The sequence below is a fragment of the Cardiobacterium sp. Marseille-Q4385 genome (genome assembly GCF_916618745.1).
Taxonomy (GTDB): domain Bacteria; phylum Pseudomonadota; class Gammaproteobacteria; order Cardiobacteriales; family Cardiobacteriaceae; genus Cardiobacterium.
The window spans coordinates 1,474,157-1,497,500 of sequence record NZ_OU745373.1; the positions used below are offsets into that span (position 1 = coordinate 1,474,157).

The window sequence follows — 23,344 nt, forward strand, 5'->3', positions numbered from 1 at the left end:
AAAATGTGGGTGTTTATTCTCTCAAGTATTCTTTAGGGAGAAGGCAAACTAAGAGTAAGACTGTCTGAAAAATCTTTGAGGATTCTTCAAGCGGCAGTTCTTTAGCTGATCGGTTGTGTATGAAGTATACTCAGGTTATCGTAGGTACGATTTCTGTATTATGCGGTATAATCGTACGGATATCTGAGGAGGCTCAATAAAGGAAGTATAGAAGATGAGAGAATGGGTTAATCAATTGAAAGAACAAAGGTTGTAGGAAAGTTTTAAAGATTTATACTTGCTATCTACTATAATTTTTACGAGATATGTTTTAAATATTTATCTTCTAATTGTTTGGCAAAGCTAGGATCTATGCCTTTAAGAAAAGCAATTTTTCCTAATAAACTTCCCACTTTGTCTTGCGATAGTCTTCCTAGTTTAGCTTGATGAGCAATTGCTCGTAATTTGCGTTTTTTTTCTCGGCCAATACCTACATTACCGTCGTTACTAATAACTAAGCCTGTTAGAGTGCGGTTATATTTTTTCGATGTAAAAATAGTTTTTTGTGTGTTTATTTGTAAATTTCTTGGATAATTAAGTTTCGCACACAATTCTTTAATATTACTTAACAATTGACGCAATACATTTGGTTGGTTCGTCGAAAAAGCTAAGTCATCTGCATAACGGGTATAGATAATGCCATCCTTTTTGCAAAGGTTAAACACTTCATTGTCAAAATTAAACATTAAAACATTTGATAAGGTGGGAGAGCTTGGTGCACCGATAGATAAATATGGCTCATCTTGCTTATTTTTACAAAATAATAGTAAACCTAGGAATATCTTATCTTCCTCAGGGATAGATAGTTTTTCGCAAAATATATAAAAATCAGATATTTTAATAGAATTAAAGAAATCTTTAAAATCTAGTTTTAATAAGAAAATATTATTTCTGTGTGGTTCAGCAAAATCTTTGATGTTTTTATTTTTTATATAAGCTATTGCAGATTTTGAATGTGTCGGATATTTTGACAGGTAATGCTTTACTAGCCATCGCTGTACTATTTTTAAACTCTTAACAGGTTGTGCAATTTCTCTTTTCCCCCCATGTCTTTTATCTATTTTATGGAATTTATACCTATATGGAGCCGATTTTATAAAACTCTCCATTAATTGTTCATGGAGTTGAAATTTATCTGATAATTCTTGGAGAAGAGACATTATTTTTTGCTCCTTTCAATTACAAAATCTGCCCTTTTAAAAATCTTATTTCCTTTTTGATAATTAATGCAGGATAGATATTTCTCATTAAAGGTTTTTAATTTTTCATTTTTTCCTGACGGATGTTCAGTAATTAGACCAAGAAGTTTTAATAAAAATAAAATATTCTTTAGCTCTCTTGGTTGGATATTAATTTCAAATTTCTCAAGCGCCTTCCTATAAAAAAGTTTACAATTATTTGGGAACAGGTCAATTAAGTCTAATAGTAATAAGGAAATGTGGCTCTTGTTTTTTGCAGAAAGGGGCATTTTAGAATCAGTTGTTATGATATTGAGCATGTGATCTGAAATACTTCTAAATTCGTCACTTAATTTCTCATTATTATGAATATTTTCAAATGCCCAAACATTTGTTATATTATCTAACCTGTTCTCCCTGATTTTTTCAATTGCACCTAAATTAAAAAAACTGTGGCAGTTATCTCCTATATAATTAGGATCAACAACTATTAGAATATTTTGATGTAATTCAGTTAGACAGGATAGCATCCCTATTTCAACATGAGCGCCAATGCTTTCAGAAAAAATAATTGCTCCTTGGGAGATTGAAATTACATCTAATTCAAAATCTACTAAATTAGTATATTGGCTGCGATAACTTTCCCATTCTGGGTATTGCTCAGGAATGCGAATAAGTTTTGTTAATTCATTAGATTTTTCAGTGTATAAAGACCATTGAAAAAACTTAGCTCTATTAGAAGAAAGCTCTCTATAAAGTGAAAATTTTAAATGCGTTGGATGAAATTCATCCGTAACGCAACCAATTCTTTTGATTTGTTCAGCGCCATTACCAAAAACCCATATAAAGGGTAGTTTGCCTTTTATATGGGTTTGTAATGGATCTATCATATTAATAAAGCGATCTAAATCTTCCTGCATAAGAAGTTACTAACTACCATAATTAGCGAGTTTGGAAAGAAAATTCCGAGTTGTCATTTATGACAGCTCGGAATTTTCTTTCCAAACTCGCCACAAATGACACAATTAATATTCAGTCTAGCGATGCGCCCGACATAGATGACTAAATTATTTAAAACAAAGTCATCAAATAACGCGTAATTAGTGATGTAATTATAAAAGAAATTTTATGAGAGAGCAAGATGTATTTTTCATAAAGTATAAAGGCTATTTGCTAAACTAGCGCATTTTTCCACAACCTATTTATCGACATTTGCGTTGATATTTCCAACTTCTGCTTAAATAGAGATAATCTTAAACTTTTCACTGAAATATTGCGAGGTAACCTGAAATAGCTAATTCCTATCTTGTCAAGTTATCTGCCATTCCCGCCTGCATCTGTTTCAATCCCTGTATGCGTGGCTTCATAGGTGGCGAAGCTGATAGCGAACAGGCGTTACAAGCGCTGGTGCGGCAGCTGGGGGGATTGTCGAATTTTTGAAAAAGGATAGCTGTGAAGGGTGAGTTTTAGCCCGCTGCAAAATCATCTTTCCTCTATGCGAAAGGTGGGCCAAGGCCCACCTTTCGTAACTACCGAAGCACTCAGTCACACGGTACTTTCACCGCAAGGCCGCCGGTGGAGGTCTCGCGGTATTTCGCGTTCATGTCGCGGCCGGTTTCGTACATGGTCTCGATGACTTTGTCGAGGGTGACGCGTGGTGCGCTGGTGCGGCGCAGCGCCATGCGGCTGGCGTTGATCGCTTTTACCGCGCCGATGGCGTTACGCTCGATGCACGGCACTTGTACTTGCCCGCCGACGGGGTCGCAGGTGAGGCCGAGGTTGTGTTCCATGCCGATTTCCGCCGCCATGCACACTTGTTCCGGTGTGCCGCCCATGATTTCCGTCAGCCCTGCCGCCGCCATCGAGCAGGCGACACCGACTTCGCCCTGGCAGCCGACTTCCGCGCCGCTGATGGAGGCGTTCATTTTGTAGAGTGTGCCGATGGCGCTGGTCGAGAGCAGGTAGCGTTCGATGGTTTCCTGGGTCAGCGGGTGGATGAATTTGTCGTAGTAGGCTAGCACCGCCGGGACAATACCGCAGGCGCCGTTAGTTGGCGCGGTGACGACCCGCCCGCCAGCGGCGTTTTCTTCGTTCACTGCCAGCGCGAACATATTGACCCAGTCCATCGCTTCCATCGGATCCTGCACGCTGCGCGATTCGAGGATGTGGCGCAGGCCGCAGGCGCGGCGCGGCACTTTCAGCGGCCCCGGCAGCAGTCCTTCGGCGTACTGGCCGCGTTCGATGCAGGCAGCCATGGTCTGCCAGACGCGTTGCAGGTAGATGCGCAGTTCTTCATCGCTGTGTAGCGCCAGTTCGTTTTTGCGGATGAGCGAGGAGATGGAGAGGCCCTGCTCTGCGCAGTGGCGCAGGATGTCCGCCGCGCTCTGGTAGGGGAAGGGTTCTTGCACTGCGCTTGCCGTGGTTTTGCCGAAGTGTTCTTCGTCAACGATAAAGCCACCGCCGATAGAGTAGTAGGTCTTGGTGAGTAGCTCTTCTTCGCCCGCGTAAGCGGTGAGGGTCATGCCATTTTCGTGCAGTTTCAGAAATTCACGATGGAAAGGCATATCGGCCTTGAAATCGAAGGCGATGGTTTGGCTATTCTCGGGTTCGGCTTCGTTCAGGGTGAGACGGCCATTGGTTTTCACCGCTTCGATCGCCTGCGGGATGTATTCGATATCGACACTGTCCGGGCGGTAACCCATCAGGCCGAGCAGGATGGCAAGGTCGGTATTGTGGCCGCGTCCGGTCAGCGACAGCGAGCCATAGACATCGGCGCGGATGTGGTCGGTGCGTGCCAGTTGTCCGGCTGCAAGCAGGTCATCGATGAACTGCCGCCCAGCTTTCATCGGGCCGACGGTATGCGAGCTGGAGGGGCCGATGCCGATTTTGTACATGTCAAAGATGCTGATCATGGGGCTTCTGGATTGTGCGTGGATATGAAGATGGCGGGCTGAAGCCCGCCTTTATGGGTTAACTACCCGCAAACGGGCAGGGTTGGAAGTCAGTGTTTGACGCCCGGCAGCAGTTTGCGCACGGCTTCCGCGTCTTCGGCAGCGATGGCGTTGTTGAGCAGGGTGCGGCATTCGTCGTATTGGAGTTTGCTGATGGCGTATTTGACCGCCGGCAGCATTTTGCCGCTGATGGAGATTTCGTTGAATCCCATGCCGACGAGGAGCGGGGTGGCTTCGAGCTGGCCGCCCATTTCGCCGCAGATGCCGACGTCGATGCCGGCTTTGTGTGCGGCGTCGCAGGTCATTTTCATCAGGCGCAGCACGGCCGGATGCAGGCCGTCGTAGAGGTCGCTGATTTTGGTGTTGCCACGGTCAACGGCGAGGGTGTACTGGGTGAGGTCGTTGGTGCCGATGCTGAAGAATGCCGCTTCGGTAGCGAGTTGTTCGGCAATGAGCGCCGAGGCCGGGGTTTCGATCATGATGCCGACTTTGAGGTGCGGGTTGTGGTTGCGCCCTTCGGCTTCGAGTTTGACGGATTGTTCGGCGATTTGTTGTTTGACCCAGCGCAGTTCTTCCAGGCTGATGACCATCGGGATCATCACCCACAGGTCGCCGTAGGCGGCGGCACGGATGGCAGCACGGATTTGGCTGAGGAATACTTCTGGGTTGTCTTTGTAGAGGCGGACGCCGCGCCAGCCGAGGAAGGGGTTTTCTTCTTTCGGGAAGTTGAGGTAGGACAGCGGTTTGTCGCCGCCGATGTCCAGCAGGCGCAGGATGACGGTCTTGCCTTTCATGTGTTCGGCGACTTTGCGGTAGATGGCGTATTGCTGGTCTTCGCTGGGTGCCTGTTTGCTTTCCATGAAAAGGAATTCGCTGCGGAAGAGGCCGATGCCGTCACTGCCGTTTTCGTCGATGAGGTGCAGGTCATTCGGCGAGCCGATGTTGCTGTAGAGCGCGAAGGTTTTGTGATCCAGGGTGGTTGCCGGTTTGCCGTGCAGTTTGGCGTATTCGGCTTTTTGCGCGTCTTGTTGGGCTTTTTTGTTGGTGTAGATGTTGCGCGTTTGTTCGTCCGGGTCGAGGACGAGGTGGCCGGTGTCGCCGTCAAGCAGGGCGGTGATGCCGCTTGTTACTTCGTTCATGATGTTGCGCATGCCCATCACGGCCGGCATGCCGAAGTTACGCGCGAGGATGGCGACGTGGCTGGTCAGCCCGCCGTGTTCAAGGACGAAGCCGCGCACTTTTTCGATGTCCAGCTGGGCGGTTTCGGACGGGGTGAGGTCTTCGGCGAAGATGATGCTGTCCGGCGGGGCGCTTGCCAGCGAAGCAAAGGGCAGACCGTTCAGGGCGAGGAGGAGGTTGTTTTGCAGGTCTTCAAATTCGGCAGCACGTTCGCGCAGGTATTCGTCTTCGAGGTTACGCATGGTGGCGGCGACTTGGTCCAGGTATTCTTTGACGGCGGCGGTGGCGGTTTTGCGTTCGTCACGGATCAGCGCCTGGATGTCGTTATCGAGTTCTTCGTCAGCGAGCAGTTCGCGGTGGCTTTCGAAGATGGCAGCTTCGTGTTCGCCCTGTTTTTCGAGGACGCGGTTGTAGAGGCCTTCGAGGTGCGCATCCACTTTGGCCTGGGCGTTGCGGAAGGCGCGGTATTCGTTTTTGACTTCGTCTTCGCTGATGGTGCGGGTGTCGATGTTCGGGGTCTGCGGACGGAAGATCCAGGCTTGGCCGATGGCGATGCCGGGGGAAGCGGCGAGTCCTTCGTAGGCTTTCATGGGATGGCTCCTCTATGGTGGGCAAAATGGCAATACGCCGCAGTGGTGAGCTGCGGCGCATCAGGGGGATGTTTATTCGGCGAGGTTGGTGATGTAGTCGGCGAGTTTTTCGAGGGCGTCGGCTTCGTCGGCACCATCGGTGCGCAGGGTAAGCTGGTCGCCTTTGCTGAGGCCGGCTTGCAGCAGTTTCATCAGGGATTTGCCGTTGTATTCGTTGCCGTCTTTAATGATGGTGACGTTGGCTTCGAAGCCTTTGGCTTGCTGGACGAAGTCTTTGGCGGGACGGGCGTGCAGGCCTGAGGGGTTGTTGAGGGTCAGGTTTTTTTCTTGCATGGTTACAGTCCTTCTTCTGTCGGGTTGGATGGCGGGGTGCGTCTGCTGTGGCTGCCGAAGCTGCCGATGCCTTCGCGCGCTGCGGGGAGCAGTTGTGCCACCAGTTGTTGTGCATCGTCGCTGTCGCCTCTTTCGAGGACGGCTTCGATGAGCATTTGCAGTGTGGTGCCGTAAACGACTTCGCTGTTGGCCCGGTTTTGGGTCAGCAAGACGGCTTGCCGGAAGGGCGCGCCACCTATGATGTCGCTGAAGATTACCACGCCGTTATTGTCATATAGTTTTACTATTTTTGCCAGTTTCTCACTGAGGGCTTCGGGGGTGTCGCCCTCGGCAAAATTCACGGCGTGCAGGTCTTTTTGCGGCCCGCTGATGAGTTCGAGCGCGCTTTTCATGCCGTCGGCGAAGTGGCCGTGTCCGGTGATGATGATGGCGAGGGGCATGGGGTGTCCTGTTTATGGAGAGGGTTAAGCGGGAAACCGCGTGGTTGTCCCGCTTGGCGGCTTTTGGCAAGCCCCATCCCATTTACGGGGTGGGGCTTTTTTCTGCCGCCCGACCGCTATTGCACGGTCGCAGCCGCTTCCGTCGCTTCTTTTACGACGATTCCCATGCGTTCGGCAAGGACGCTCGCATCGATGATGTCCACGCCGAAGAGCTGTTTGACCAGCACCGGCAGGCCGACGCAGACGAGGCCGAAGACAATGGTCCAGAGGACGAGGCGCAGGGTTGAGGTGCCTTTTTTGATGCGCCACAGGATGAACAGGGTCCACAGCAGCGGCAGCAGTTTCGGCATGATCGGGTCGATCAGGTCTTTTTGCAGGCTGTACACGAAGGGTTTTTCTACGCCTTCAACGTGGCGCACGAGTTGCAGGCCGGATTCGAGGCGGACGTAGCTTGCGGTCATCGCGCCGATGACGGTCAGACCGACAATAGAGGCGGCATGGCTGATTTTGCGCGTCTGTTCTTTGAGGTTGGCGATTGCCGAGACGCCCATTTTGTAGCCGTAGTTAGCCAGGCCGAAGCGCAGCGCGAAGTGAACGATGTTGAAGAGGGCGAGGAAGAAGATCGGCCCCAGCCATGATCCGCTGAGCGAGAAGGAGGCGCCGACGCCGCCGCAGATGGAGAGCAGGGTCAGCCAGAAGACAGCGTCACCGATACCGCCGCCCGGTCCCATGGTGGAGACTTTGATGGCGCGGATGGTCGAGATGTTTTCTTTCGCTTCTTCCATCGAGACGACAAGGCCGGAGATGAAGGTCACGAGGAAGGGGTGGGTGTTGAAGAATTCGAGGTGCATCCGCATGGAGGCGCGCAGGTCGTCCGGGTTTTTGTGGATTTTGCGCAGCGCGGGCAGGATGGTGTAGAGCCAGCCGTTAGCCTGCATCCGTTCGTAGTTGAAGGAGGCTTGCAGGAAGAGCGAGCGCCACGCCATGATGCTGAGGTCGCGGCCAGTGATGACTTTATTGGCGCTTTGATCCTGATAGGTGTCGCGGGTTTCGGTAGTCATGGTTAGATTCCTTCTTCTTCTTGGGTTTGGGCGGGTTTTTGCTGTGCGATGTTGTCACGCAGGAAGTATTCGATGAGCGCGAAGACAACGCCGATCAGCGCGATGGCGAGCAGCGGCTGTTCGAGGTAGGCAGCGAGGACGAAGCCGAGGATGTAGTAGGCGACGTATTCTTTGCGCAGCATGATATTCAGGAGGATGCCGAAGCCGATGGCGGGCATCAGGCCGCCGGCCATGCCGAGGCCTTCGGTGATCCATTTCGGCACGAATGCCACGTATTTCGCGGCCTGGGCGGCGCCGAGATAGACGACGAGGAAGGTGACGATGGAGTAGAAGAGGAAGAGGATGGTCATGCCGAGGTAGTTCAGCTTGGCGATACCGCCGTAGTTGAGGGTGTCGGCGTAGTGATCTGCTTTCTTCATCAGCGGCGAGAAGGCGGTGAAGAGGAAGGTGATGCAGACTTGCACAAAGAGGGCGAAGGGGATGGCGACCACGATCGCTTCTTGCGCGGTTTTGCCTGTCGCGATGACGAAGGCGGTACCGATGATGCCGCCCATGACGACGTTCGGCGGTTGCGCGCCAGCAAGCGGCACAAGGCCCATCCACATGAGTTCGAAGGAGGCGCCAGCGATGAGGCCCGCTTCGGGGTTGCCCATGAGGATGCCGACGATAGGGCCGGCAATGATCGGGCGGTGGATGTGGGTCAGGACGTTGAAGAGGTCGATCCCCGCGATGCCCGCGAAGATGGCAACCATGAGCGCCTGGATAAGGGTGATGTCAGATAGGGTTTCCATGGTATTTTCCTGTTAGTCGATGAGGCTGAGGATGGGTTTTTTCGCGTCTTCCGGTGTGCCTTGCGCAGTGCAGGGGATGCCGAGCGCTTCAAGTTCGCGGAAGGTTTGGATGTCGTCTTCGGTGACGCTGATGACTTTGGCGATTTGTTTTTTCCCTTCGGCATAGTGCAGGTTGCCGACGTTGATGGCTTTGATGGGCACGCCGCCCTTGATGAGGGTGAGCGCGTTCTGCGGGGTGCGCACCACGAGGAAGATTTTTTGGCTGGGTGCCGCTTTGTGGATGATGTCGATGGTTTTTTGCAGGGTGAAGAAGCGCGCGCCGACGTTGCCGGTAATCGCCATTTCCATCAGGTTTTGTTGTACCGGATCGGCGGCGATTTCATCATCGGCGACGACGACGAGGTTCGCGCCCAGCCAGTTTGTCCAGGTCATGCCGACCTGGCCGTGGATGAGGCGGTTGTCGATGCGGGTGAGGAGGATGTTGGGTTCTGCCATAGGTCTTTCCTTTATGTTGGGGGATGGGGTGGGTTGCCTAAATCATAGGGTGGAGGAGCTGCATAGCCTGGTCGTTACCACGGTTTCCCTTCCTTTGCTTGCGGGGGAAGGTGTTCGCAGGGCGGTGGAGGGGAAGGATTACGTATGGCCTCATATATGACAGCCAGCACGGTCTCTGTCTGCGTCAGTACGTCATGATTCCAGAAGCGGATGACGCGATAGCCTTGTTGTTGCAAGTGAGTACTGCGGGCTGCGTCGTATGTCTGCTGTTCTTGGTGCTGTGCGCCGTCCACTTCGATGATGATTTTGTGTTTGCGATTGAGAAAATCGACGATGTAACCGCCAATGACAGCTTGCCGGTTGAAGCGGATGCCATGGAAGCGGCGGTTGCGCAGGTGGTACCACAGCCGGTTTTCCGCGTCGGTCATGCGGCGGCGTAAGTTTGCCGCAAGCGGGCGCAGGGTTTTATTAGTGTTTTCTCGCATGGTCGTTTTGGCTGGTTACGGTCATTGGTTTATGCAGGAAGGAGATATGCCGTGCTCTTTTACGGTTTTTATCCCCCCCTTCCGGCACTTCGTGCCACCTTCCCCCGTAAACGGGGGAAGGGATTTTCCACGCCGTAGCAAGCGGAGAGCGTAGCCGTAGAGCGGGGGATTTTTCGCGCTCGTGGGGAGAGGGGCGGGATGAATGCGCGCTCACGGCAAAAAACACGGGGTGAGTGTGCTTTAGCCCACCGCACCGCGTCAGCGGCAGAATCTGCCAGGCGATATAGCTGCGCGGATAGTGGTGAAACGCACAAATCATTCCCTTCCCCCGCTTGCGGGGGAAGGTGTCGCGCAGCGACGGAAGGGGGGAAGAAATTGCACAGTTGTCTCGCTTGGCGGCTGTCGCCGCTGGTGCGGTGTGGTGGCTGAAGCCCACCCTGCGCTTTTCGCCGTGATGCTTCATGACGGATACGGATACAGCGTGACCCCGCGCACCACGCGGTTGACGCTGCCGTCCGGACTGGGGTTGTCCGGGGCGACACCCGCATCCAGCGCGCAGCGCAGGCCGGTGAGTTGGGCGTGCTGGACGTAGAGCGGGGCGAGGGCGGCATCGGGTTGGTTGTCCAGGGCAGCGTCGAAGGCGGTGATGTGCGCGCCGCTCGTCGCGAGTTCCGGGTAGCGCCGGAAATAGTTCGCCGGGCCGTAGAGGTGGATGCTCGCTGCGTGACCGTCCGCCAGCAGTTCCCAGGCGAGGTCGCGGTCGTATTGCTGGGTGTAGGGGTCGTTTGCGGCGTAGAGGCAGACGGCGGTGCTGCCGTCTATCAGCGATTTGGGGCCGTGGCGGAAGCCAAGCGAGGTTTCGCTCATGGTCGGGATTTTGCCGCCGGTCATTTCAAGGATTTTCAGCGCGCTTTCGCGGGCGGCGCCGTAGAGGGGGCCGCTGCCGAGGTAGATGATGCGTTTCGCGGCAGCGAGGGTGTTGAGTGCGGGGGAGGTGTAGTAGGTTTCGCTGGTGTGCTGTTGTGTGGCGGCAAGCGCGGCGTAGTCAGGTAGCGGCAGGTCGAGTGCTTCGTAACAGAGGCCGAGGGTGTAGAGCGTCATGGTGCTGAAGCTGGATGTCATGACGAAGCTCTCGTCGTGCGTTTCCGGCGGCATCAGGCAAATGTGGCCATGTTTCCCGCTGTAATCGGCGAGGCTGCTGTGTGCGTTGCAGACGACGGCGACGGGAGCAAGGCGCGGTGCGACAGCGGCAGCTTTTTCCAGCGAGGCGACGCTTTCCGGCGAGTTGCCGCTGCGCGCGAAGCTGAACAGGAAGCCATGCGCGTTGTGCGCGAGTTTATCCGCCGGCTGGGCGACGAGGTCGGTGCTGGCGGTGGCGATGTTGTGCGCGCGGCTGACCCGCTGGATGGCGGCGGCGAGGATGTCGCCGACGTAGGCGGAGGTGCCAGCGCCGCTATAGGCAATGGTCGCCGTCGCGTCATGCAGGGCTTCGCGCAGTTTGGCCTTGAGCGCCGGGTCGGTAGCGGCGAGCAGAGCGGGGATTTGCCGCCAGCAATCGCCCTGCTGGGCGATTTCACGGGCGGTGGCAGTGGCGCCGCGAGCGGCGAAGTAGCTGGGGTCTTGTTCGAAGATCATGGTGTTCCTTTGCATTGGCTAGGATTACGGGGAGGGGTATCGGCCATTGTGTTCCACCGCGTACAGGACACGTTCTGCCTGTTCGCGTGTATGTTTGCCGCCATTGGTGATGGCCTGTTCAAGCAGGGCGCGGGCTTTGTCTCTGTTTGCCACCAGGTTGCAGTGCGGCTGATCGTACATGTAGGTTTGGGCAAGCCAGGTTTGCGCCTCGGGATGTCCTTGTGCAGCGGCCTGTTCGCGCAGGGCAATGGCGCGGCATTCGTCTCGCGGGTAGTGGGGGGTCAAGTGGAAGCCCATGTCGTATCTCAGGGCAAGGATGTTTTGCGCATCGGCGTTGCCCAAGGCGGAGGCTTTTTCCCACCATTGGATTGCTTGGGCTGCTGCACACGGCACGCGATTGGCGCGGTCATGGATTTTGCCGAGCTGGTATTGGGCGGCGGCATGGTTCTGGTTGGCGGCTTTTTCGAACCAGATGAGGGCCTTGGTGTCGTTTTGCGGGACGCCGATGCCGGTGAGGTAGAGGAAGGCGAGTTTGTATTGGGCGTCAGCGTCGCCTGCGGCGGCGGCAGGCTGCCATTTTTCGTGGATGGTGGCGTAGGTGTATTGCGGGTCGGATGGATCCGGCAGGATGCTCAGTAGTACACGGGATTGTTCGATATCACGCATGGATTTTTGCCACCAGTCGCGGGCGGTGCTGTCGCTTTGTGCGACGCCCTGACCGTTGGCGTAGAGTCTGCCGAGGCTGTATTGGGCATAGCTGCCTTTGTCGGCAAAGGTGAGCCATATTTCGTATGCGGTTTGATAGTCGCCTTTGGCGTAGGCGGCGTCGGCGTCATGGGCAATTTTATGCCCGCTACCACCATGATTCTTTTCGGCGAAGGCCGGGCAGATGGTGGTGGCGACGAGCAGCAGGGCGAGGACAAGCAGTGTTTTTTTCATGGCATGCCTTCTTGTGCGGTGGCTCCGCGCGTTGAAAAGCCAGGTTTTATCCCGCTTGGCAGGATTTGGGCGCTCTGTTCGTCAAGGATATGCAGGGCGATGGGGGCTGCTTCGTGGCCTTGCGTAGCGGCTTTTTCCAGCCATTGTCGTGCTTTGGCGGTGTCTTTCGGCACCACGGTGCCGTCGCCGTAGAGGGCGCCGAGGTTGTACTCGGCATCGGGATGGTTTTGTGCCGCTGCTTTTTCCAGCCACGCAATCGCTTTGCCGTAGTCCTGCGTGACGCCGTCTCCTTTGCTGTAGCGGCAGGCGAGGCGGTATTGCGCCTCGACGTCGCCTGCTTCCGCTTGCGCGGTGAGTTGCGCGATGTCGTTTGTTACGCTTGGGTCTTCAGCAATGGCCGCTGCGGTGAGGGCGGCAAGGCTCAGGGCGAGGAGGTGCGGTTTCATCGGGTTTGCTTTTGTCTGGCAGGGCAGGTTTTCTCTTATTTGCCGGAATCCCAGGTTTTTCCCCGCTTGGCGGGGTTTGGTCGCTCTGTTCGTCAAGGATGCGCAGGGCTTCGGGCAGTTTCGTCTTGAGTGCCGGGCTGGTGGTGGCGAGCAGGGCGGGGATGTCCGCCAGCACTTGCCCTGCCAGGTGATTTTATGGGCAGTGGTGCTGCAAGCGGCGAAGTAGCTGGGGTCTTGTCCGAAGGTCATCGGTTTTTTGGGGTTGGTTAGGGTTTTTGGGGGCGTCGGGCGGGAAGTCGGTGTTTGTCTCGCTTGGCGCTTTATGGGTCGGACTGGTTCAGTATGTGCAGGTGGATTTTTGCCAGGTGGCGATCACTGCTGTCGCCGTTGGCGATGATCTGTTCGAGCAGGGCGCGTGCTTTGTTGTCGTCTTGGGCGATGCCGCAGTCTTTGTGACCGTAACTGTAAATTGTGACTAGTCTGTTTTGGGCTCGGGGCTGGTTTTGTGCCGCCGCCTGTTCCCACAGGGTGATGGCCCGGCAAAAGTCTTGCGGGGTTTCTTTCAACATACTGTCATCGGCGTAGAGGTGGCCGAGTTCGTATTGGGCATCGGCGTTGCCCTGTGCGGCGGCTTTTTCGTACCACATGCGTTCCCGCTCAGGGTCTGCTGTTTTTCTGTATTGCGCGAAGTATTTACCTGCCTGGTATTGGGTAGCAGCGTGGTTTTGTGCGGCGGCTTGTTCAAACCAGTTTTGCGCCGCGTCTCTGTCCCGTTTGACGCCGATGCCGATGTTGTAGAGGACGCCGAGTTTGTATTGGGCGTCGGCATCGCCTGCGGTGGCGGCGCTTCGGTACTGGTTGTGGATGGTTGGGTAGTCGTGTTGGCTGTCGCCCGGCAGGGTTTGTAGCAGCAGACGGGCGTCTTTGTTGTCACGGACGGCTTTTTGCCACCATTCGCGCGCGGTCTGGTCGCTTTGTGTGACGCCGTAGCCGTTGGCGTAGAGCAGGCCGAGGCCGTATTGGGCAATGTAGGCGCTGTCGTTGTCACCGCTGGCGGCAAGGCTTTGCCACAGTTCGCGCGCGGTTTGGTAGTCGCCTTTGGCGTAGGCATCGCGGGCGTCGTAGCTGTCTTTGATGTTGCCGATGTTCGGCATTTTGGCGAGTTCTTTGATTTCGGCATCCAGTTCGGGATCGCCGCTGTTGATGGTGTTGCCGCTGACTATCCAGTAGGTAATGGCTACAGCGAGGGCGATGACGCCGATGCCAAGGGTGATGGGTTTCATGTGCTGTCTTGGTGTTGTTTGGCGCCCGGTGTCCTGCCGTCCTTTGCGCCGCACCCGCTATCCGTGTGGGTGGGGGGGGGCGCAGGGCTGGATGGTGTCAGGCGCAAGCGGCGTAGTAGGGGGCGAGCGCCGCTTTGATGGTGTTGTTGATCAGGTTGTCGGCGGTGATTTTTTCGCCACGTGCGCGGCAGGCTTCCGCCCCCAGCGGCAGGTATTGGTGCGCAACGCCGAGCGGGATTTCCCGTGTGCCGAGGACGTCCAGCAGTTCTTGTACGGATTTGGCAAGGCGCGGTTTGGTCCAGTAGTAGCGGATGCGGTCGGACAGGCTGTATGCCCGCAGCAGGCGTTGTTCGCGGCGGTCGCCGTGGTAGTACTTCTGCCAGTCGGCGGGGTCTTCGCGCATGACGATGTCGGCTTCGCCAATCAGGTCGGTGTCGGTTTCCAGGCCGAGTTCGATGGCAATTTGGCTCAGGCCGAAAAGGGCTTCACGGTAGGCAAAGGTCAGCGCCGGGCCGACTTTGAGGATGGCAAAGTGGTCGCGCACGAGGTTTTTGAAAGCTTCCGGGGTTTGGTAGTCGGTTGAGTGCGCTTCAAAGATGGCGTTCGGGAATTCGTCGGCAACATCGGACAGCGCCTGTGCGCGTTCGGGGCGGTAGTCTTCGACGCCGTGGTGGTCGAATTCGACGCCGGGCTGGACGACGAGGCCGACGACGCGCGCCCAGACGTCATCGCCCAGGCCGTGCGCGGCGAAGGTTTCGCGGTGGATGCGGTAGGTAGTGCGGGCGGCGTCCGGCGTGGTCGGGGTGACACCGTCGAGGGCTTCTTTGGCGCCGCCCGGTACGGGGACTTCGGTGCCGATGATGTACACGAGTGGCACGGCTTCCGGCATGGCGGCGCGGGTATCTTCGGCGATGCGGCAGAGGCGGGCGGCACGTTCGGCAACGGTGGCATCCGGTAGCGGTACGGGGTCGCCGGCGCAGCTCATGCTGCAATCGAGGTGGATTTTTTCGTAGCCGGCAGCGACGTAGCTGCGGATGAGTTCTTCGCTGTTCGTCATGGCCTCGGCGGCGGGCAGATGTTGCCAGCGGTTCGGGCCGAGGTGATCGCCGCCGAAGGTGACGTCGCAGTCGGCAGGCAGCATGGCGCGGGTTTGCGCGATGTATTCGGCGGGGGTGAGGCCGGTGTAGCCGCCGAACTGGTCCACCTGGTTTGAGGTGGATTCGAGTAGAAGCGGCGCGCCGTATTCGCGCGCGAGTTCGGCTGCGGCGCGGACGACGGCAGGGTGCGCACTGCAAACGGAGACGATGCCGCCATGTCCGCTGTGTTTGTGGGCGGCGACGATTTCGCCGGTTTTGTTATTTTTTGTCTTGGTCATTGTCGTTTACTTCGATGAGGCGGATGTCGTGTTGACGGAAGTGCTGTTTGTAGAGCTCAGGCACACCGCTTTCGGAGATGATGGCGGTGATGCGGTCGAAGTGGAAGAAGGTGCGGAAGGAGCGTTTGCCGTATTTGCTGCAATCGGCGAGCAGGTACACTTCTTGCGCGTGTTCGGCCATGAGGCGGGTCAGGCGGGCGCGCTGTTCGTTGGTGGTGGTCAGCCCCGCTTCGATGTCGATGCCGTCGGCGCTGATGAAGGCTTTGGAGAAGTGACACTGGCGCAGGTTGTCAGTGGTGATCGCGCCTTCAAAGGCCATCACGTCTTTGCGCAGTTCGCCGCCAAGCGCGTACACGTTGGTGTTTTTGTGCGCGGCGAGGACGGACAGGGCATCGAGGCTGTTGACCATAACATTGATGGAGGCATCGGGCAGGGCACGCACGAATTCGAGGGTGGTGGTGCCGGAGTCGATGACGAGGGAGTCGTCGATGGTGTTGATGAGGTTCGCTGCCGCCCAGCGGCCAATGATGCGTTTGGCGTTGACGTTCTGCGATTCACGCATGCTGCGCTTGAGCGGCGAGATGAAGCGGTCGGCTGAAACAGCGCCACCGTGCTGCCGCTTGGCGACGCCCTGTTCTTGCAGGTAGTCGAGGTCGCGGTAGATGGTCATCAGCGAGACTTCGAAGCGCTCGGCGAGTTCTTGTGAATTGACAACACCCTGTTCATTGAGCAGGGTCTGGATTTGTGCACGGCGGTCAACGGTGGTATCAGATTTCATTGAGGAAGAGGAGGATGAGGACATGGGAGGTCTCCATTGGGCATGGGTTTCGATGTTACGACTGCATGTTTATGGTGTCAATATTTTTGTGGAATTTTGTGGATTATGCAAGGTCATGCTGTGATTTGTTTCGGGGCGCTGTGACGGGATTTTATTTTTTCATTTTTGTTTTTGCTGTGGTTTTCAGGATTTTTGGGCCATGTGAATGTTGGTGGTGCGGTTGGCTTCTGTGGTGGGGCTTGCGTTATGATGCACAGTGGTGCGGGGCATTTAAACGTGTCCCGCGTGTTTTGTTGTGGTACGCGACAGGTCAGGTTTTGCCCGCTTGGCGGCAGTCTGGAGACCCAGTGTTTATCCCGCTTGGCGGTAGTCGTGTATTGGTTTTTGTGAGGTGTTGTATGTCTTTTATGTTGCAGGAAGCGCGTGAATCCGCTGAACGGGTTGCCGCGCAGGATTTTTCGTCCGCGCTGGCGCTTGCTGAGGTGCTGAAAGCCCGCCCGCCGCGCGGGGTGGTCACGGTCGGACGTGGTACGTCCGATCATGCCCTGGGGTATTTGGCGTATGTGTTGATGCATTCGTGCGGGATGCCGGTGGCGTCGCTGCCGCCGTCGCTCAGTAGCGTGCTGGCGACATCGTGGCAGGTGGAAGGTTATTTGGCGCTCGCCGCGTCGCAGTCGGGCAGTCCGCCGGATGTGATCGCGATGTTGCAGGCGCTGGTGGCAGGCGGTGCGCAGTCAGCCGCGCTGGTGAATGTGGTGCCGTCGCCGCTGGCGGAGGCCAGTCAGCATGTGCTGCCGGTACAGGCGGGCGAGGAAAAGAGTGTCGCCGCGACAAAGAGTTTTATCGCAACGGTCACGCTGGCGCTGCGCTTGCTGGCGCACTGGCATGGCGATGCGGCATTGTCGCAGGCGCTGGATGCCTTGCCGGAACGGTTACACCAGGCGGCGCAGGCGGATTGGGCCGCAGCGATTGAAGGGCTGCGGTCGCAGGAAAGGCTGTTTGTGGTCGGGCGCGGCACAGGTCTGCCGGTGGCGCAGGAGGCGGCGTTGAAGTGCAAGGAAACGTGTCAGTTGCAGGGCGAGGCGTTTTCCGCTGCCGAGGTGCGGCACGGGCCGATGGCGATTGTGCATGACGGTTTTCCGGTGCTGCTTTTCGCCCCGCCTGACCGTTATCAGGAGGATGCGTTGCAACTCGCCGCCCGCTTCGCCGAACGCGGTGCGCGTGTGCTGTTGGTGAGCGACAAGCGGGTGCCGGATACGCTGCATTTGCCGCTGGTGGATGCTGGGCACGAGGCGTTGCACGGGTTGACCGGGATTTTGTCGTGGTATGTCACCGCCGCCCATCTCGCCGAGGTGCGCGGCCTGAATCCGGATGAACCGCCGTTTTTGCAGAAGGTGACGCAGACGGTGTGACCGCTGGCGGGCGTTGGCGTACAATGCCCGCCTTCTTTTTTCCGGCGGCGTGTGGTAGTCGCCGCTTTTTTGTCAGGAATGTTTATGTTGAATATTACGTTGCCCGACGGCAGTGTCCGTCAGTTTGAGAATCCGACCAACGGTGCGCAGATTGCCGCTGCTATCGGCAGTGGCCTTGCCAAAGCCGCCATCGCCGTGGTGGTTAATGGCGAGGAACGCGATTTGAGCGATGCGATTACCGCCGATGCGCATGTCGCCATCATCACCAGCAAGGACGAAGCGGGTGTGCACATCATCCGCCACTCAGCCGCGCATTTGCTCGGGCACGCGTTGAAGCAACTGTGGCCGGAGGCGAAGATGGTCATCGGGCCAGTGATTGAAAACGGCTTCTACTACGACATTGACAGCAGCCACCGCTTCACCCCGGAAGATTTGGAAATGCTGGAAAAGCGGATGAAGGAATTGGCGGCAACGGGTTATACGGTCGAGAAGGTGTGGACGCCAGTCGCCGAGGCGCGTCAGGCATTCTCCGAGCGCCACGAGGATTTCAAGGTGCGCCTGATTGATGATTTCGACAACAGCGTCAAGCAGGTTGGCCTGTATCACCATCAGGAATACCTGGATATGTGTCGCGGGCCGCACGTGCCGCACATGGGGCACGTCAAGGCGTTCAAATTGACGAAGTTGTCCGGTTCGTACTGGCGTGGCGACGCGAGCGGCGAACCGCTGCAACGCATTTACGGCGTCGCTTTCGCCGACCAGAAATCGCTCGATACCTATCTGCAACAGCAAGCGGAAGCGGAAAAACGCGATCACCGCAAAATCGGAAAACAGCTGGATTTCTTCCACTTGCAGGAAGAAGCGCCGGGCATGGTGTTTTGGCACGCCAAGGGCTGGGTCATTTATCGCGAAATCGAGAATTATATGCGCGGCAAACTGCGCAAATACGGCTACGAAGAGGTGCAGGGGCCGCAAATCCTCGACCGCTCGCTGTGGGAAAAATCTGGTCACTGGGACAAGTTCGGCGGCAATATGTTCACCTGCTGCATTGACGAGCATGATTACGCCGTCAAACCGATGAACTGCCCCGGTCACATCCAGATTTTTAACCAGGGCCTACGTAGCTACCGCGAATTGCCGGTGCGCTACGCCGAATTTGGTATCTGCCACCGCAACGAACCGTCCGGCACGCTGCACGGCCTGATGCGGGTGCGTCGCTTCGTGCAAGATGATGGCCATATCTTCTGTACGCGTGGGCAAATTCGCGAGGAAATTGAGCGTTGCTGTCAGATGGTGTACGAAGTGTACAAAGACTTCGGTTTCCATGAAGTTGAACTCGCGCTGTCCACCCGTCCGGAAAAACGGGTGGGTTCCGATGAAATTTGGGACGAAGCCGAAGCCGACCTGCAAGCAGCCTTGGAAGCGCAAGGAAAACCGTTCCGCCTGCAACCCGGCGAAGGTGCGTTCTACGGCCCGAAAATCGAATTTACCCTGAAAGACAGCCTCGGCCGCCGCTGGCAGTGTGGCACCGTGCAGCTTGATTTCTCCATGCCGGAACGCCTCGGTGCGCACTACATCGACGAAAACGACGAACGGCAGACGCCGGTGATGATTCACCGCGCCATTCTTGGTTCGTTGGAACGCTTCATCGGCATCCTGATCGAACAATATGCAGGGCAAATGCCACTGTGGTTGTCGCCGGTGCAAGCGGTCGTCATGCCGATTACCGATGCCCAGGCGGATTACGCAAATGAAGTCGCTGAACAACTGGTTGCAGCAGGTCTGCGTGCGGAAAAAGATTTGCGAAATGAAAAAATTAGCTATAAAATTCGCGAACATACCCTGCAACGCGTCCCTTATTTGCTGGTCGCGGGTGAGCGGGAAAAATCATCGGCAACGGTGGCAGTGCGCAAGCGCGACGGTAACGACCTCGGCGCGATGCCTGTCACCGATTTAATTGCCCTGATGCAAGAACAAAACAGCACAAAAGCACAGGAGATTTAGCATAGCTAAGCCACAAGAAACCCGTGTTAACGAAAAAATCACGGACGCACAAATTCGCCTGATTGGCGCCGACGGTGAACAGCTCGGCGTCGTATCTATCGAAGATGCTTTGAATGCTGCATACGAACAAGATCTGGATTTGGTAGAGGTGGCGGCAAATGCCGAGCCACCGGTATGCCGAATCATGGATTACGGTAAATTCCGATTCGAACAGCAGAAAAAGCAACAGGAAGCGCGGAAAAATCAAAAGCGCATCCAAATCAAAGAGATCAAATTTCGTCCGGGGACGGACGAGGGAGACTACCAGGTCAAACTACGCAACCTGAACCGTTTCCTTGCAGATGGTGACAAAGCCAAAGTGACCGTTCGCTTTCGCGGACGCGAAATGGCGCACCAGGGTCTCGGGCAGGAACTGCTCACCCGTATCGAAGCCGATTTGGCCGAAGTTGGGATAGTAGAGCAAAAAGCGGGGATGGAAGGTCGCCAGATGGTGATGGTCTTCGCCCCGAAAAAATAACCTGCTAGCCGTATCGCAGCACACATGTGCTGCGGGAACCGAAATAAACAATGCGAGTTTTAAAATGCCTAAATTAAAAACCCACCGAGGCGCAGCCAAGCGCTTCAAAAAAACGGCGAACGGCTACAAACGTTCCCACTCCCATGCGCGTCACATCCTGACCAAAAAATCCACCAAGCGTAAACGCGGTCTGCGTGGCACAACGATGGTGCATGACAGTGATGTAAAAGCCATAAAGCAAATGATTGGTTAAGGAGTAGCACATGGCACGAGTAAAAAGAGGCGTTACCGCACGCGCCCGTCATAAAAAAGTACTGGCGGCAGCTAAAGGCTATTACAATGCCCGCCGCAAAGTTTTCCGCGTTGCCAAGCAAGCGGTTATCAAAGCGGGGCAATACGCCTATCGCGACCGTAAAGCGAGAAAACGTCAGTTCCGTCAGCTGTGGATTATTCGTATTAACGCCGCTGCGCGTCTGCACGGGCTTTCTTATAGCCGATTTATTAACGGTCTGAAAAAAGCCGAAATTGCTATTGACCGTAAAGTACTTGCCGAATTGGCGGTATATAACAAACAGGTCTTTGCTGTTTTGGCAGAAAAAGCGAAAGCAGCCCTATAAGATCTTATTTCCTATCAAAAAACGGCTGCTTGATGCAGCCGTTTTTTATCGGCCATTACTAACTATTGGGCAATAGTCGAATACACGGGAGCATAACGTGAGCGAACAATCGTCTGTCAAAGAAACGCTGGAAAAAGCCTTACAGGATGGGCTAAATGCGTTGAAAGAAACACTGGATTTACCGGCTCTGGAAACCTTGCGCAATGCCTATCTCTCAAAGAAAGGTATCTTTACTGCGCATATGCAGGCACTGGCCAAGGCGAGTGCAGAAGAACGCCCTCAGCTGGGGAAAATCATCAATGATGCTAAAACACGTTTTCAGCATGCCTTGCAAGAAAAAATGGATGCTTTCAAAGCGCGGGAAATGGCGGAGAAACTGGCATCTGAGCGGGTTGATGTTAGCCTCGCTGGACGGCAGGCCTTTAAAGGCGGTTTGCATCCTGTCACGTTGACGCGTCGTCGTATCGAAGACTGGTTTGCCCGCTTGGGCTTCGTTGTCAAAGATGGCCCTGAAATCGAAGACGATTTTCATAATTTCACCGCGCTCAATATCCCTGAACATCACCCGGCACGGGCAATGCAGGATACCTTCTATTTTGATCCGCAAACCGTACTGCGCACCCATACGTCTGGTGTACAAATTCGTACTATGGAGCAGGAAGGGGCGCCTTTGCGAATCATCGCACCAGGGCGGGTATATCGCAGCGACTCGGATGTAACGCATACCCCCATGTTTCATCAGGTAGAAGGGTTGGTAGTGGACACATCCAGTACCTTTGCTGACTTGAAAGGCATCATTATCCATTTTTTGCGCGATTTCTTTGCGCGCGAGGATTTGCAAGTGCGTTTCCGTCCGTCGTTTTTCCCGTTTACTGAGCCATCGGCGGAGGTGGATATTGCTTTCTTTACCGCCGGCGACGGGGCTAATGTGAAATGGCTGGAAGTCTTGGGTTGCGGCATGGTACATCCGCAAGTGCTGCGCAATTCGGGTGTTGATCCCGATATCTACCAAGGCTATGCCTTTGGTATGGGCATTGAACGCTTAGCGATGTTGCGTTATGGCGTACAGGATTTGCGTCAGTTTTTCGAGAACGATGTACGCTTCTTGCGACAATTCCGCAACGAATTTTGAGGATAAACCATGCTATTAAGTACTGAATGGCTGAAAGAAGACTACGGCATTGACTTGCCGCCAGAGTTGCTTGCCGAGCGTCTGACGATGGCGGGATTGGAAGTCGATAATGTTGCTCGCGCGGCACCACCATTTTCCGGTGTGGTTGTGGCACAAGTGTTGACTTTGAACGCCCATCCTGATGCAGACAAATTGCGAGTTGCTACCGTCAATGCGGGTCGTGGTGAGGCTTTGCAAATCGTTTGTGGTGCGCCCAATGTGGCCGTAGGCGTTAAAGTTCCGCTGGCAACGATTGGGGCCGTATTACCTGGTGACGTTCACATCAAGCAATCAAAACTGCGTGGTATTGAATCGTTCGGCATGCTCTGTTCGGCGCGTGAATTGGGGCTAAGCGATGAACACGCAGGATTGCTAATCCTTCCAGAAGATGCACCAGTTGGTACGGATATTCGCGAGTATCTACACCTGAATGACAGCATCATTGATATTGATCTCACGCCGAATCGCGCTGACTGCTTCTCCATACGAGGTTTAGCGCGAGAAATTACGCAGCTATGCCGCGATGAGCTAGGTGAGAATTTTTCTTTACCGCCATTGCCAGCGATAGAAGTCAAAACCAGTGGTAAAAGTTCATTAACTATTGATAGTCGAGCATCACAAGATTGTCCGCGTTACCTGGGTAGAGTCGTTCGAGGCATTGATATTAGTCGGGCAACGCCACAATGGTTGGTTGAGCGGCTACGTCGCTTAGGTATCCGCACGCATGATCCGGTTGTTGATGTTACCAACTATGTCATGTTGTCGCTCGGGACACCTTTGCACGCTTTTGATGCAGACAAAATCAGCGGTGGCATCGTCGTGCGGTACGCACAAGCGGGAGAAAAACTGCGCTTGCTTAACGATAGCGAAGCGGTCTTGGATAAAGACGTATTGGTCATCGCTGATAAAGAAAAAAACCTAGCTATTGCAGGGGTAATGGGCGGTGCAGAAAGCGCTTGCTCAACATCAACACAAAACATTATTTTGGAAGCAGCGTGGTTCAATCCAACGCGCATTGCTGGTAAGGCTCGTCGCTTTGGTGTGGCGAGTGATAGTGCCCAACGTTTCGAGCGCGGCGTGGACTACACGCTGCAGGAGACGGCTTTAAATTTCGCAACTCGATTGATTTTAGATATCTGTGGTGGCGAAGCGGAAGATTTTAGTAGCGCTGTTAGTGAAGAAAATCTACCGCAACGTCTGCCGGTAGCGGTATCACGAGAGGCTATCGCCCAGCGTGTTGGTCGTAGTTACGACGATATCACCATCAACTCTATCTTGATGGGGCTTGGTGGTGAAGTGCAACGTACTGAAAACGCATGGCAGGTAACGCCCCCAACTTGGCGCTTTGACTTGGCAATAGGTGAAGACCTGATCGAAGAAATTGCGCGTATTGATGGTTATGCGAATGTTCCGGATCGTTTGCCAGTCGTGCAGTATCAACAAGACGCCGGTGGAAGTCGCAGTTTGCGTTATTACAGTGACCTGCTGGTGGCACAAGGTTTCCAAGAGGCGGTTACATATAGCTTTATTGATAATGCCAGCCATCAGGCGTTTTTCCCAGAATGCCCTGCTATTACCTTGCAAAATCCCATTAGTGCAAATCTAGCAGAAATGCGGCTCAGTTT

General features: G+C 54.8%; 24 protein-coding genes (1 of these 24 only partly in view). 7 read left to right on the forward strand and 17 right to left on the reverse strand.

Features of this window, described 5'->3' with window-relative positions:
- Positions 1 to 296: 296 nt before the first annotated feature.
- The 17 genes from LG374_RS07205 to LG374_RS07285 all read right to left on the reverse strand — a co-directional run bounded on the left by LG374_RS07205 (position 297) and on the right by LG374_RS07285 (position 16,022).
- A complete protein-coding gene (locus LG374_RS07205; RefSeq protein WP_225757056.1) occupies positions 297 to 1,199 on the reverse strand; it encodes a retron St85 family RNA-directed DNA polymerase in 903 nt (300 codons plus the stop codon).
- Positions 1,199 to 2,137 (reverse strand): retron St85 family effector protein, encoded by a 939-nt coding sequence (locus LG374_RS07210; RefSeq protein ID WP_225757057.1) that lies wholly within the window; start codon positions 2,135 to 2,137, stop codon positions 1,199 to 1,201. Before LG374_RS07210 ends, LG374_RS07205 begins: the two co-directional genes overlap by 1 nt.
- Before the next feature lie 621 nt (positions 2,138 to 2,758).
- Positions 2,759 to 4,129: an L-serine ammonia-lyase gene (locus tag LG374_RS07215; protein ID WP_225757058.1), complete on the reverse strand. Its 1,371-nt coding sequence runs from the start codon at positions 4,127 to 4,129 to the stop codon at positions 2,759 to 2,761.
- Between the two features lie 89 nt (positions 4,130 to 4,218).
- Positions 4,219 to 5,937 (reverse strand): phosphoenolpyruvate--protein phosphotransferase, encoded by a 1,719-nt coding sequence (gene ptsP / locus LG374_RS07220; RefSeq protein ID WP_225757059.1) that lies wholly within the window; start codon positions 5,935 to 5,937, stop codon positions 4,219 to 4,221.
- A 72-nt stretch (positions 5,938 to 6,009) separates the two neighbouring features.
- Positions 6,010 to 6,270, reverse strand: a complete 261-nt coding sequence (locus LG374_RS07225) for an HPr family phosphocarrier protein (RefSeq protein ID WP_225757060.1) — start codon at positions 6,268 to 6,270, stop codon at positions 6,010 to 6,012.
- A 2-nt stretch (positions 6,271 to 6,272) separates the two neighbouring features.
- Positions 6,273 to 6,710: a PTS galactosamine/N-acetylgalactosamine transporter subunit IIA gene (agaF, locus tag LG374_RS07230; RefSeq protein WP_225757061.1), complete on the reverse strand. Its 438-nt coding sequence runs from the start codon at positions 6,708 to 6,710 to the stop codon at positions 6,273 to 6,275.
- 116 nt (positions 6,711 to 6,826) lie between these two features.
- On the reverse strand, positions 6,827 to 7,771 hold the full coding sequence (locus LG374_RS07235) for a PTS system mannose/fructose/sorbose family transporter subunit IID (protein WP_225757062.1): 945 nt from the start codon (positions 7,769 to 7,771) through the stop codon (positions 6,827 to 6,829).
- A gap of 2 nt (positions 7,772 to 7,773) precedes the next feature.
- Positions 7,774 to 8,562: a PTS N-acetylgalactosamine transporter subunit IIC gene (agaW, locus tag LG374_RS07240; protein ID WP_225757063.1), complete on the reverse strand. Its 789-nt coding sequence runs from the start codon at positions 8,560 to 8,562 to the stop codon at positions 7,774 to 7,776.
- Positions 8,563 to 8,574: 12 nt separating this feature from the next.
- Positions 8,575 to 9,057 (reverse strand): PTS N-acetylgalactosamine transporter subunit IIB, encoded by a 483-nt coding sequence (gene agaV / locus LG374_RS07245; protein ID WP_225757064.1) that lies wholly within the window; start codon positions 9,055 to 9,057, stop codon positions 8,575 to 8,577.
- A gap of 74 nt (positions 9,058 to 9,131) precedes the next feature.
- Entirely contained in the window at positions 9,132 to 9,542 is a 411-nt protein-coding gene (locus LG374_RS07250) for an endonuclease domain-containing protein (RefSeq protein ID WP_225757065.1), read from the reverse strand.
- A 459-nt stretch (positions 9,543 to 10,001) separates the two neighbouring features.
- Positions 10,002 to 11,177, reverse strand: a complete 1,176-nt coding sequence (locus LG374_RS07255; protein WP_225757066.1) for an SIS domain-containing protein — start codon at positions 11,175 to 11,177, stop codon at positions 10,002 to 10,004.
- Positions 11,178 to 11,201: 24 nt separating this feature from the next.
- Positions 11,202 to 12,116, reverse strand: a complete 915-nt coding sequence (locus LG374_RS07260; RefSeq protein WP_225757067.1) for a tetratricopeptide repeat protein — start codon at positions 12,114 to 12,116, stop codon at positions 11,202 to 11,204.
- On the reverse strand, positions 12,113 to 12,562 hold the full coding sequence (locus tag LG374_RS07265; RefSeq protein ID WP_225757068.1) for a tetratricopeptide repeat protein: 450 nt from the start codon (positions 12,560 to 12,562) through the stop codon (positions 12,113 to 12,115). Before LG374_RS07265 ends, LG374_RS07260 begins: the two co-directional genes overlap by 4 nt.
- On the reverse strand, positions 12,504 to 12,737 hold the full coding sequence (locus LG374_RS07270; RefSeq protein WP_225757069.1) for a hypothetical protein: 234 nt from the start codon (positions 12,735 to 12,737) through the stop codon (positions 12,504 to 12,506). Before LG374_RS07270 ends, LG374_RS07265 begins: the two co-directional genes overlap by 59 nt.
- Before the next feature lie 145 nt (positions 12,738 to 12,882).
- Entirely contained in the window at positions 12,883 to 13,845 is a 963-nt protein-coding gene (locus tag LG374_RS07275) for a tetratricopeptide repeat protein (RefSeq protein WP_225757070.1), read from the reverse strand.
- Positions 13,846 to 13,942: 97 nt separating this feature from the next.
- Complete coding sequence (locus LG374_RS07280; protein ID WP_225757071.1) at positions 13,943 to 15,220, reverse strand: class II D-tagatose-bisphosphate aldolase, non-catalytic subunit; 1,278 nt, start codon at positions 15,218 to 15,220, stop codon at positions 13,943 to 13,945.
- Complete coding sequence (locus LG374_RS07285) at positions 15,201 to 16,022, reverse strand: DeoR/GlpR family DNA-binding transcription regulator (RefSeq protein ID WP_225757072.1); 822 nt, start codon at positions 16,020 to 16,022, stop codon at positions 15,201 to 15,203. Before LG374_RS07285 ends, LG374_RS07280 begins: the two co-directional genes overlap by 20 nt.
- 374 nt (positions 16,023 to 16,396) lie before the next feature.
- Here LG374_RS07285 and LG374_RS07290 point away from each other — a divergent pair, with 374 nt between their 5' ends.
- The 7 genes from LG374_RS07290 to pheT form a co-directional block, all read left to right on the forward strand.
- A complete protein-coding gene (locus tag LG374_RS07290) occupies positions 16,397 to 17,410 on the forward strand; it encodes an SIS domain-containing protein (RefSeq protein WP_225757073.1) in 1,014 nt (337 codons plus the stop codon).
- A gap of 84 nt (positions 17,411 to 17,494) precedes the next feature.
- On the forward strand, positions 17,495 to 19,414 hold the full coding sequence (thrS, locus tag LG374_RS07295) for a threonine--tRNA ligase (protein ID WP_225757074.1): 1,920 nt from the start codon (positions 17,495 to 17,497) through the stop codon (positions 19,412 to 19,414).
- 1 nt (position 19,415) lies between these two features.
- A complete protein-coding gene (infC, locus tag LG374_RS07300; protein ID WP_225758009.1) occupies positions 19,416 to 19,931 on the forward strand; it encodes a translation initiation factor IF-3 in 516 nt (171 codons plus the stop codon).
- 64 nt (positions 19,932 to 19,995) lie between these two features.
- Positions 19,996 to 20,184, forward strand: coding sequence for a 50S ribosomal protein L35 (gene rpmI, locus LG374_RS07305; protein ID WP_006984406.1), 189 nt, complete (start codon positions 19,996 to 19,998; stop codon positions 20,182 to 20,184).
- A gap of 10 nt (positions 20,185 to 20,194) precedes the next feature.
- Positions 20,195 to 20,548 (forward strand): 50S ribosomal protein L20, encoded by a 354-nt coding sequence (rplT, locus tag LG374_RS07310; protein WP_225757075.1) that lies wholly within the window; start codon positions 20,195 to 20,197, stop codon positions 20,546 to 20,548.
- 97 nt (positions 20,549 to 20,645) lie between these two features.
- Positions 20,646 to 21,680: a phenylalanine--tRNA ligase subunit alpha gene (gene pheS / locus LG374_RS07315; RefSeq protein ID WP_225757076.1), complete on the forward strand. Its 1,035-nt coding sequence runs from the start codon at positions 20,646 to 20,648 to the stop codon at positions 21,678 to 21,680.
- A 9-nt stretch (positions 21,681 to 21,689) separates the two neighbouring features.
- Positions 21,690 to 23,344, forward strand: partial view of a phenylalanine--tRNA ligase subunit beta gene (gene pheT / locus LG374_RS07320; protein ID WP_225757077.1) — the 5' portion only. Its footprint extends 742 nt past the window's final position; 1,655 of the gene's 2,397 nt are visible here — the first part of the coding sequence; its start codon is at positions 21,690 to 21,692; the stop codon falls past the right edge of the window.

Bases quoted from the DNA above. Each gene is read 5' to 3' on its own strand.
- LG374_RS07205 (WP_225757056.1), bottom strand. From the start codon at position 1,199: ATGTCTCTTCTCCAAGAATTATCAGATAAATTTCAACTCCATGAACAA.
- LG374_RS07210 (WP_225757057.1), bottom strand. From the start codon at position 2,137: ATGCAGGAAGATTTAGATCGCTTTATTAATATGATAGATCCATTACAA.
- LG374_RS07215 (WP_225757058.1), bottom strand. From the start codon at position 4,129: ATGATCAGCATCTTTGACATGTACAAAATCGGCATCGGCCCCTCCAGC.
- ptsP (WP_225757059.1), bottom strand. From the start codon at position 5,937: ATGAAAGCCTACGAAGGACTCGCCGCTTCCCCCGGCATCGCCATCGGC.
- LG374_RS07225 (WP_225757060.1), bottom strand. From the start codon at position 6,270: ATGCAAGAAAAAAACCTGACCCTCAACAACCCCTCAGGCCTGCACGCC.
- agaF (WP_225757061.1), bottom strand. From the start codon at position 6,710: ATGCCCCTCGCCATCATCATCACCGGACACGGCCACTTCGCCGACGGC.
- LG374_RS07235 (WP_225757062.1), bottom strand. From the start codon at position 7,771: ATGACTACCGAAACCCGCGACACCTATCAGGATCAAAGCGCCAATAAA.
- agaW (WP_225757063.1), bottom strand. From the start codon at position 8,562: ATGGAAACCCTATCTGACATCACCCTTATCCAGGCGCTCATGGTTGCC.
- agaV (WP_225757064.1), bottom strand. From the start codon at position 9,057: ATGGCAGAACCCAACATCCTCCTCACCCGCATCGACAACCGCCTCATC.
- LG374_RS07250 (WP_225757065.1), bottom strand. From the start codon at position 9,542: ATGCGAGAAAACACTAATAAAACCCTGCGCCCGCTTGCGGCAAACTTA.
- LG374_RS07255 (WP_225757066.1), bottom strand. From the start codon at position 11,177: ATGATCTTCGAACAAGACCCCAGCTACTTCGCCGCTCGCGGCGCCACT.
- LG374_RS07260 (WP_225757067.1), bottom strand. From the start codon at position 12,116: ATGAAAAAAACACTGCTTGTCCTCGCCCTGCTGCTCGTCGCCACCACC.
- LG374_RS07265 (WP_225757068.1), bottom strand. From the start codon at position 12,562: ATGAAACCGCACCTCCTCGCCCTGAGCCTTGCCGCCCTCACCGCAGCG.
- LG374_RS07275 (WP_225757070.1), bottom strand. From the start codon at position 13,845: ATGAAACCCATCACCCTTGGCATCGGCGTCATCGCCCTCGCTGTAGCC.
- LG374_RS07280 (WP_225757071.1), bottom strand. From the start codon at position 15,220: ATGACCAAGACAAAAAATAACAAAACCGGCGAAATCGTCGCCGCCCAC.
- LG374_RS07285 (WP_225757072.1), bottom strand. From the start codon at position 16,022: ATGTCCTCATCCTCCTCTTCCTCAATGAAATCTGATACCACCGTTGAC.
- LG374_RS07290 (WP_225757073.1), top strand. From the start codon at position 16,397: ATGTCTTTTATGTTGCAGGAAGCGCGTGAATCCGCTGAACGGGTTGCC.
- thrS (WP_225757074.1), top strand. From the start codon at position 17,495: ATGTTGAATATTACGTTGCCCGACGGCAGTGTCCGTCAGTTTGAGAAT.
- rpmI (WP_006984406.1), top strand. From the start codon at position 19,996: ATGCCTAAATTAAAAACCCACCGAGGCGCAGCCAAGCGCTTCAAAAAA.
- rplT (WP_225757075.1), top strand. From the start codon at position 20,195: ATGGCACGAGTAAAAAGAGGCGTTACCGCACGCGCCCGTCATAAAAAA.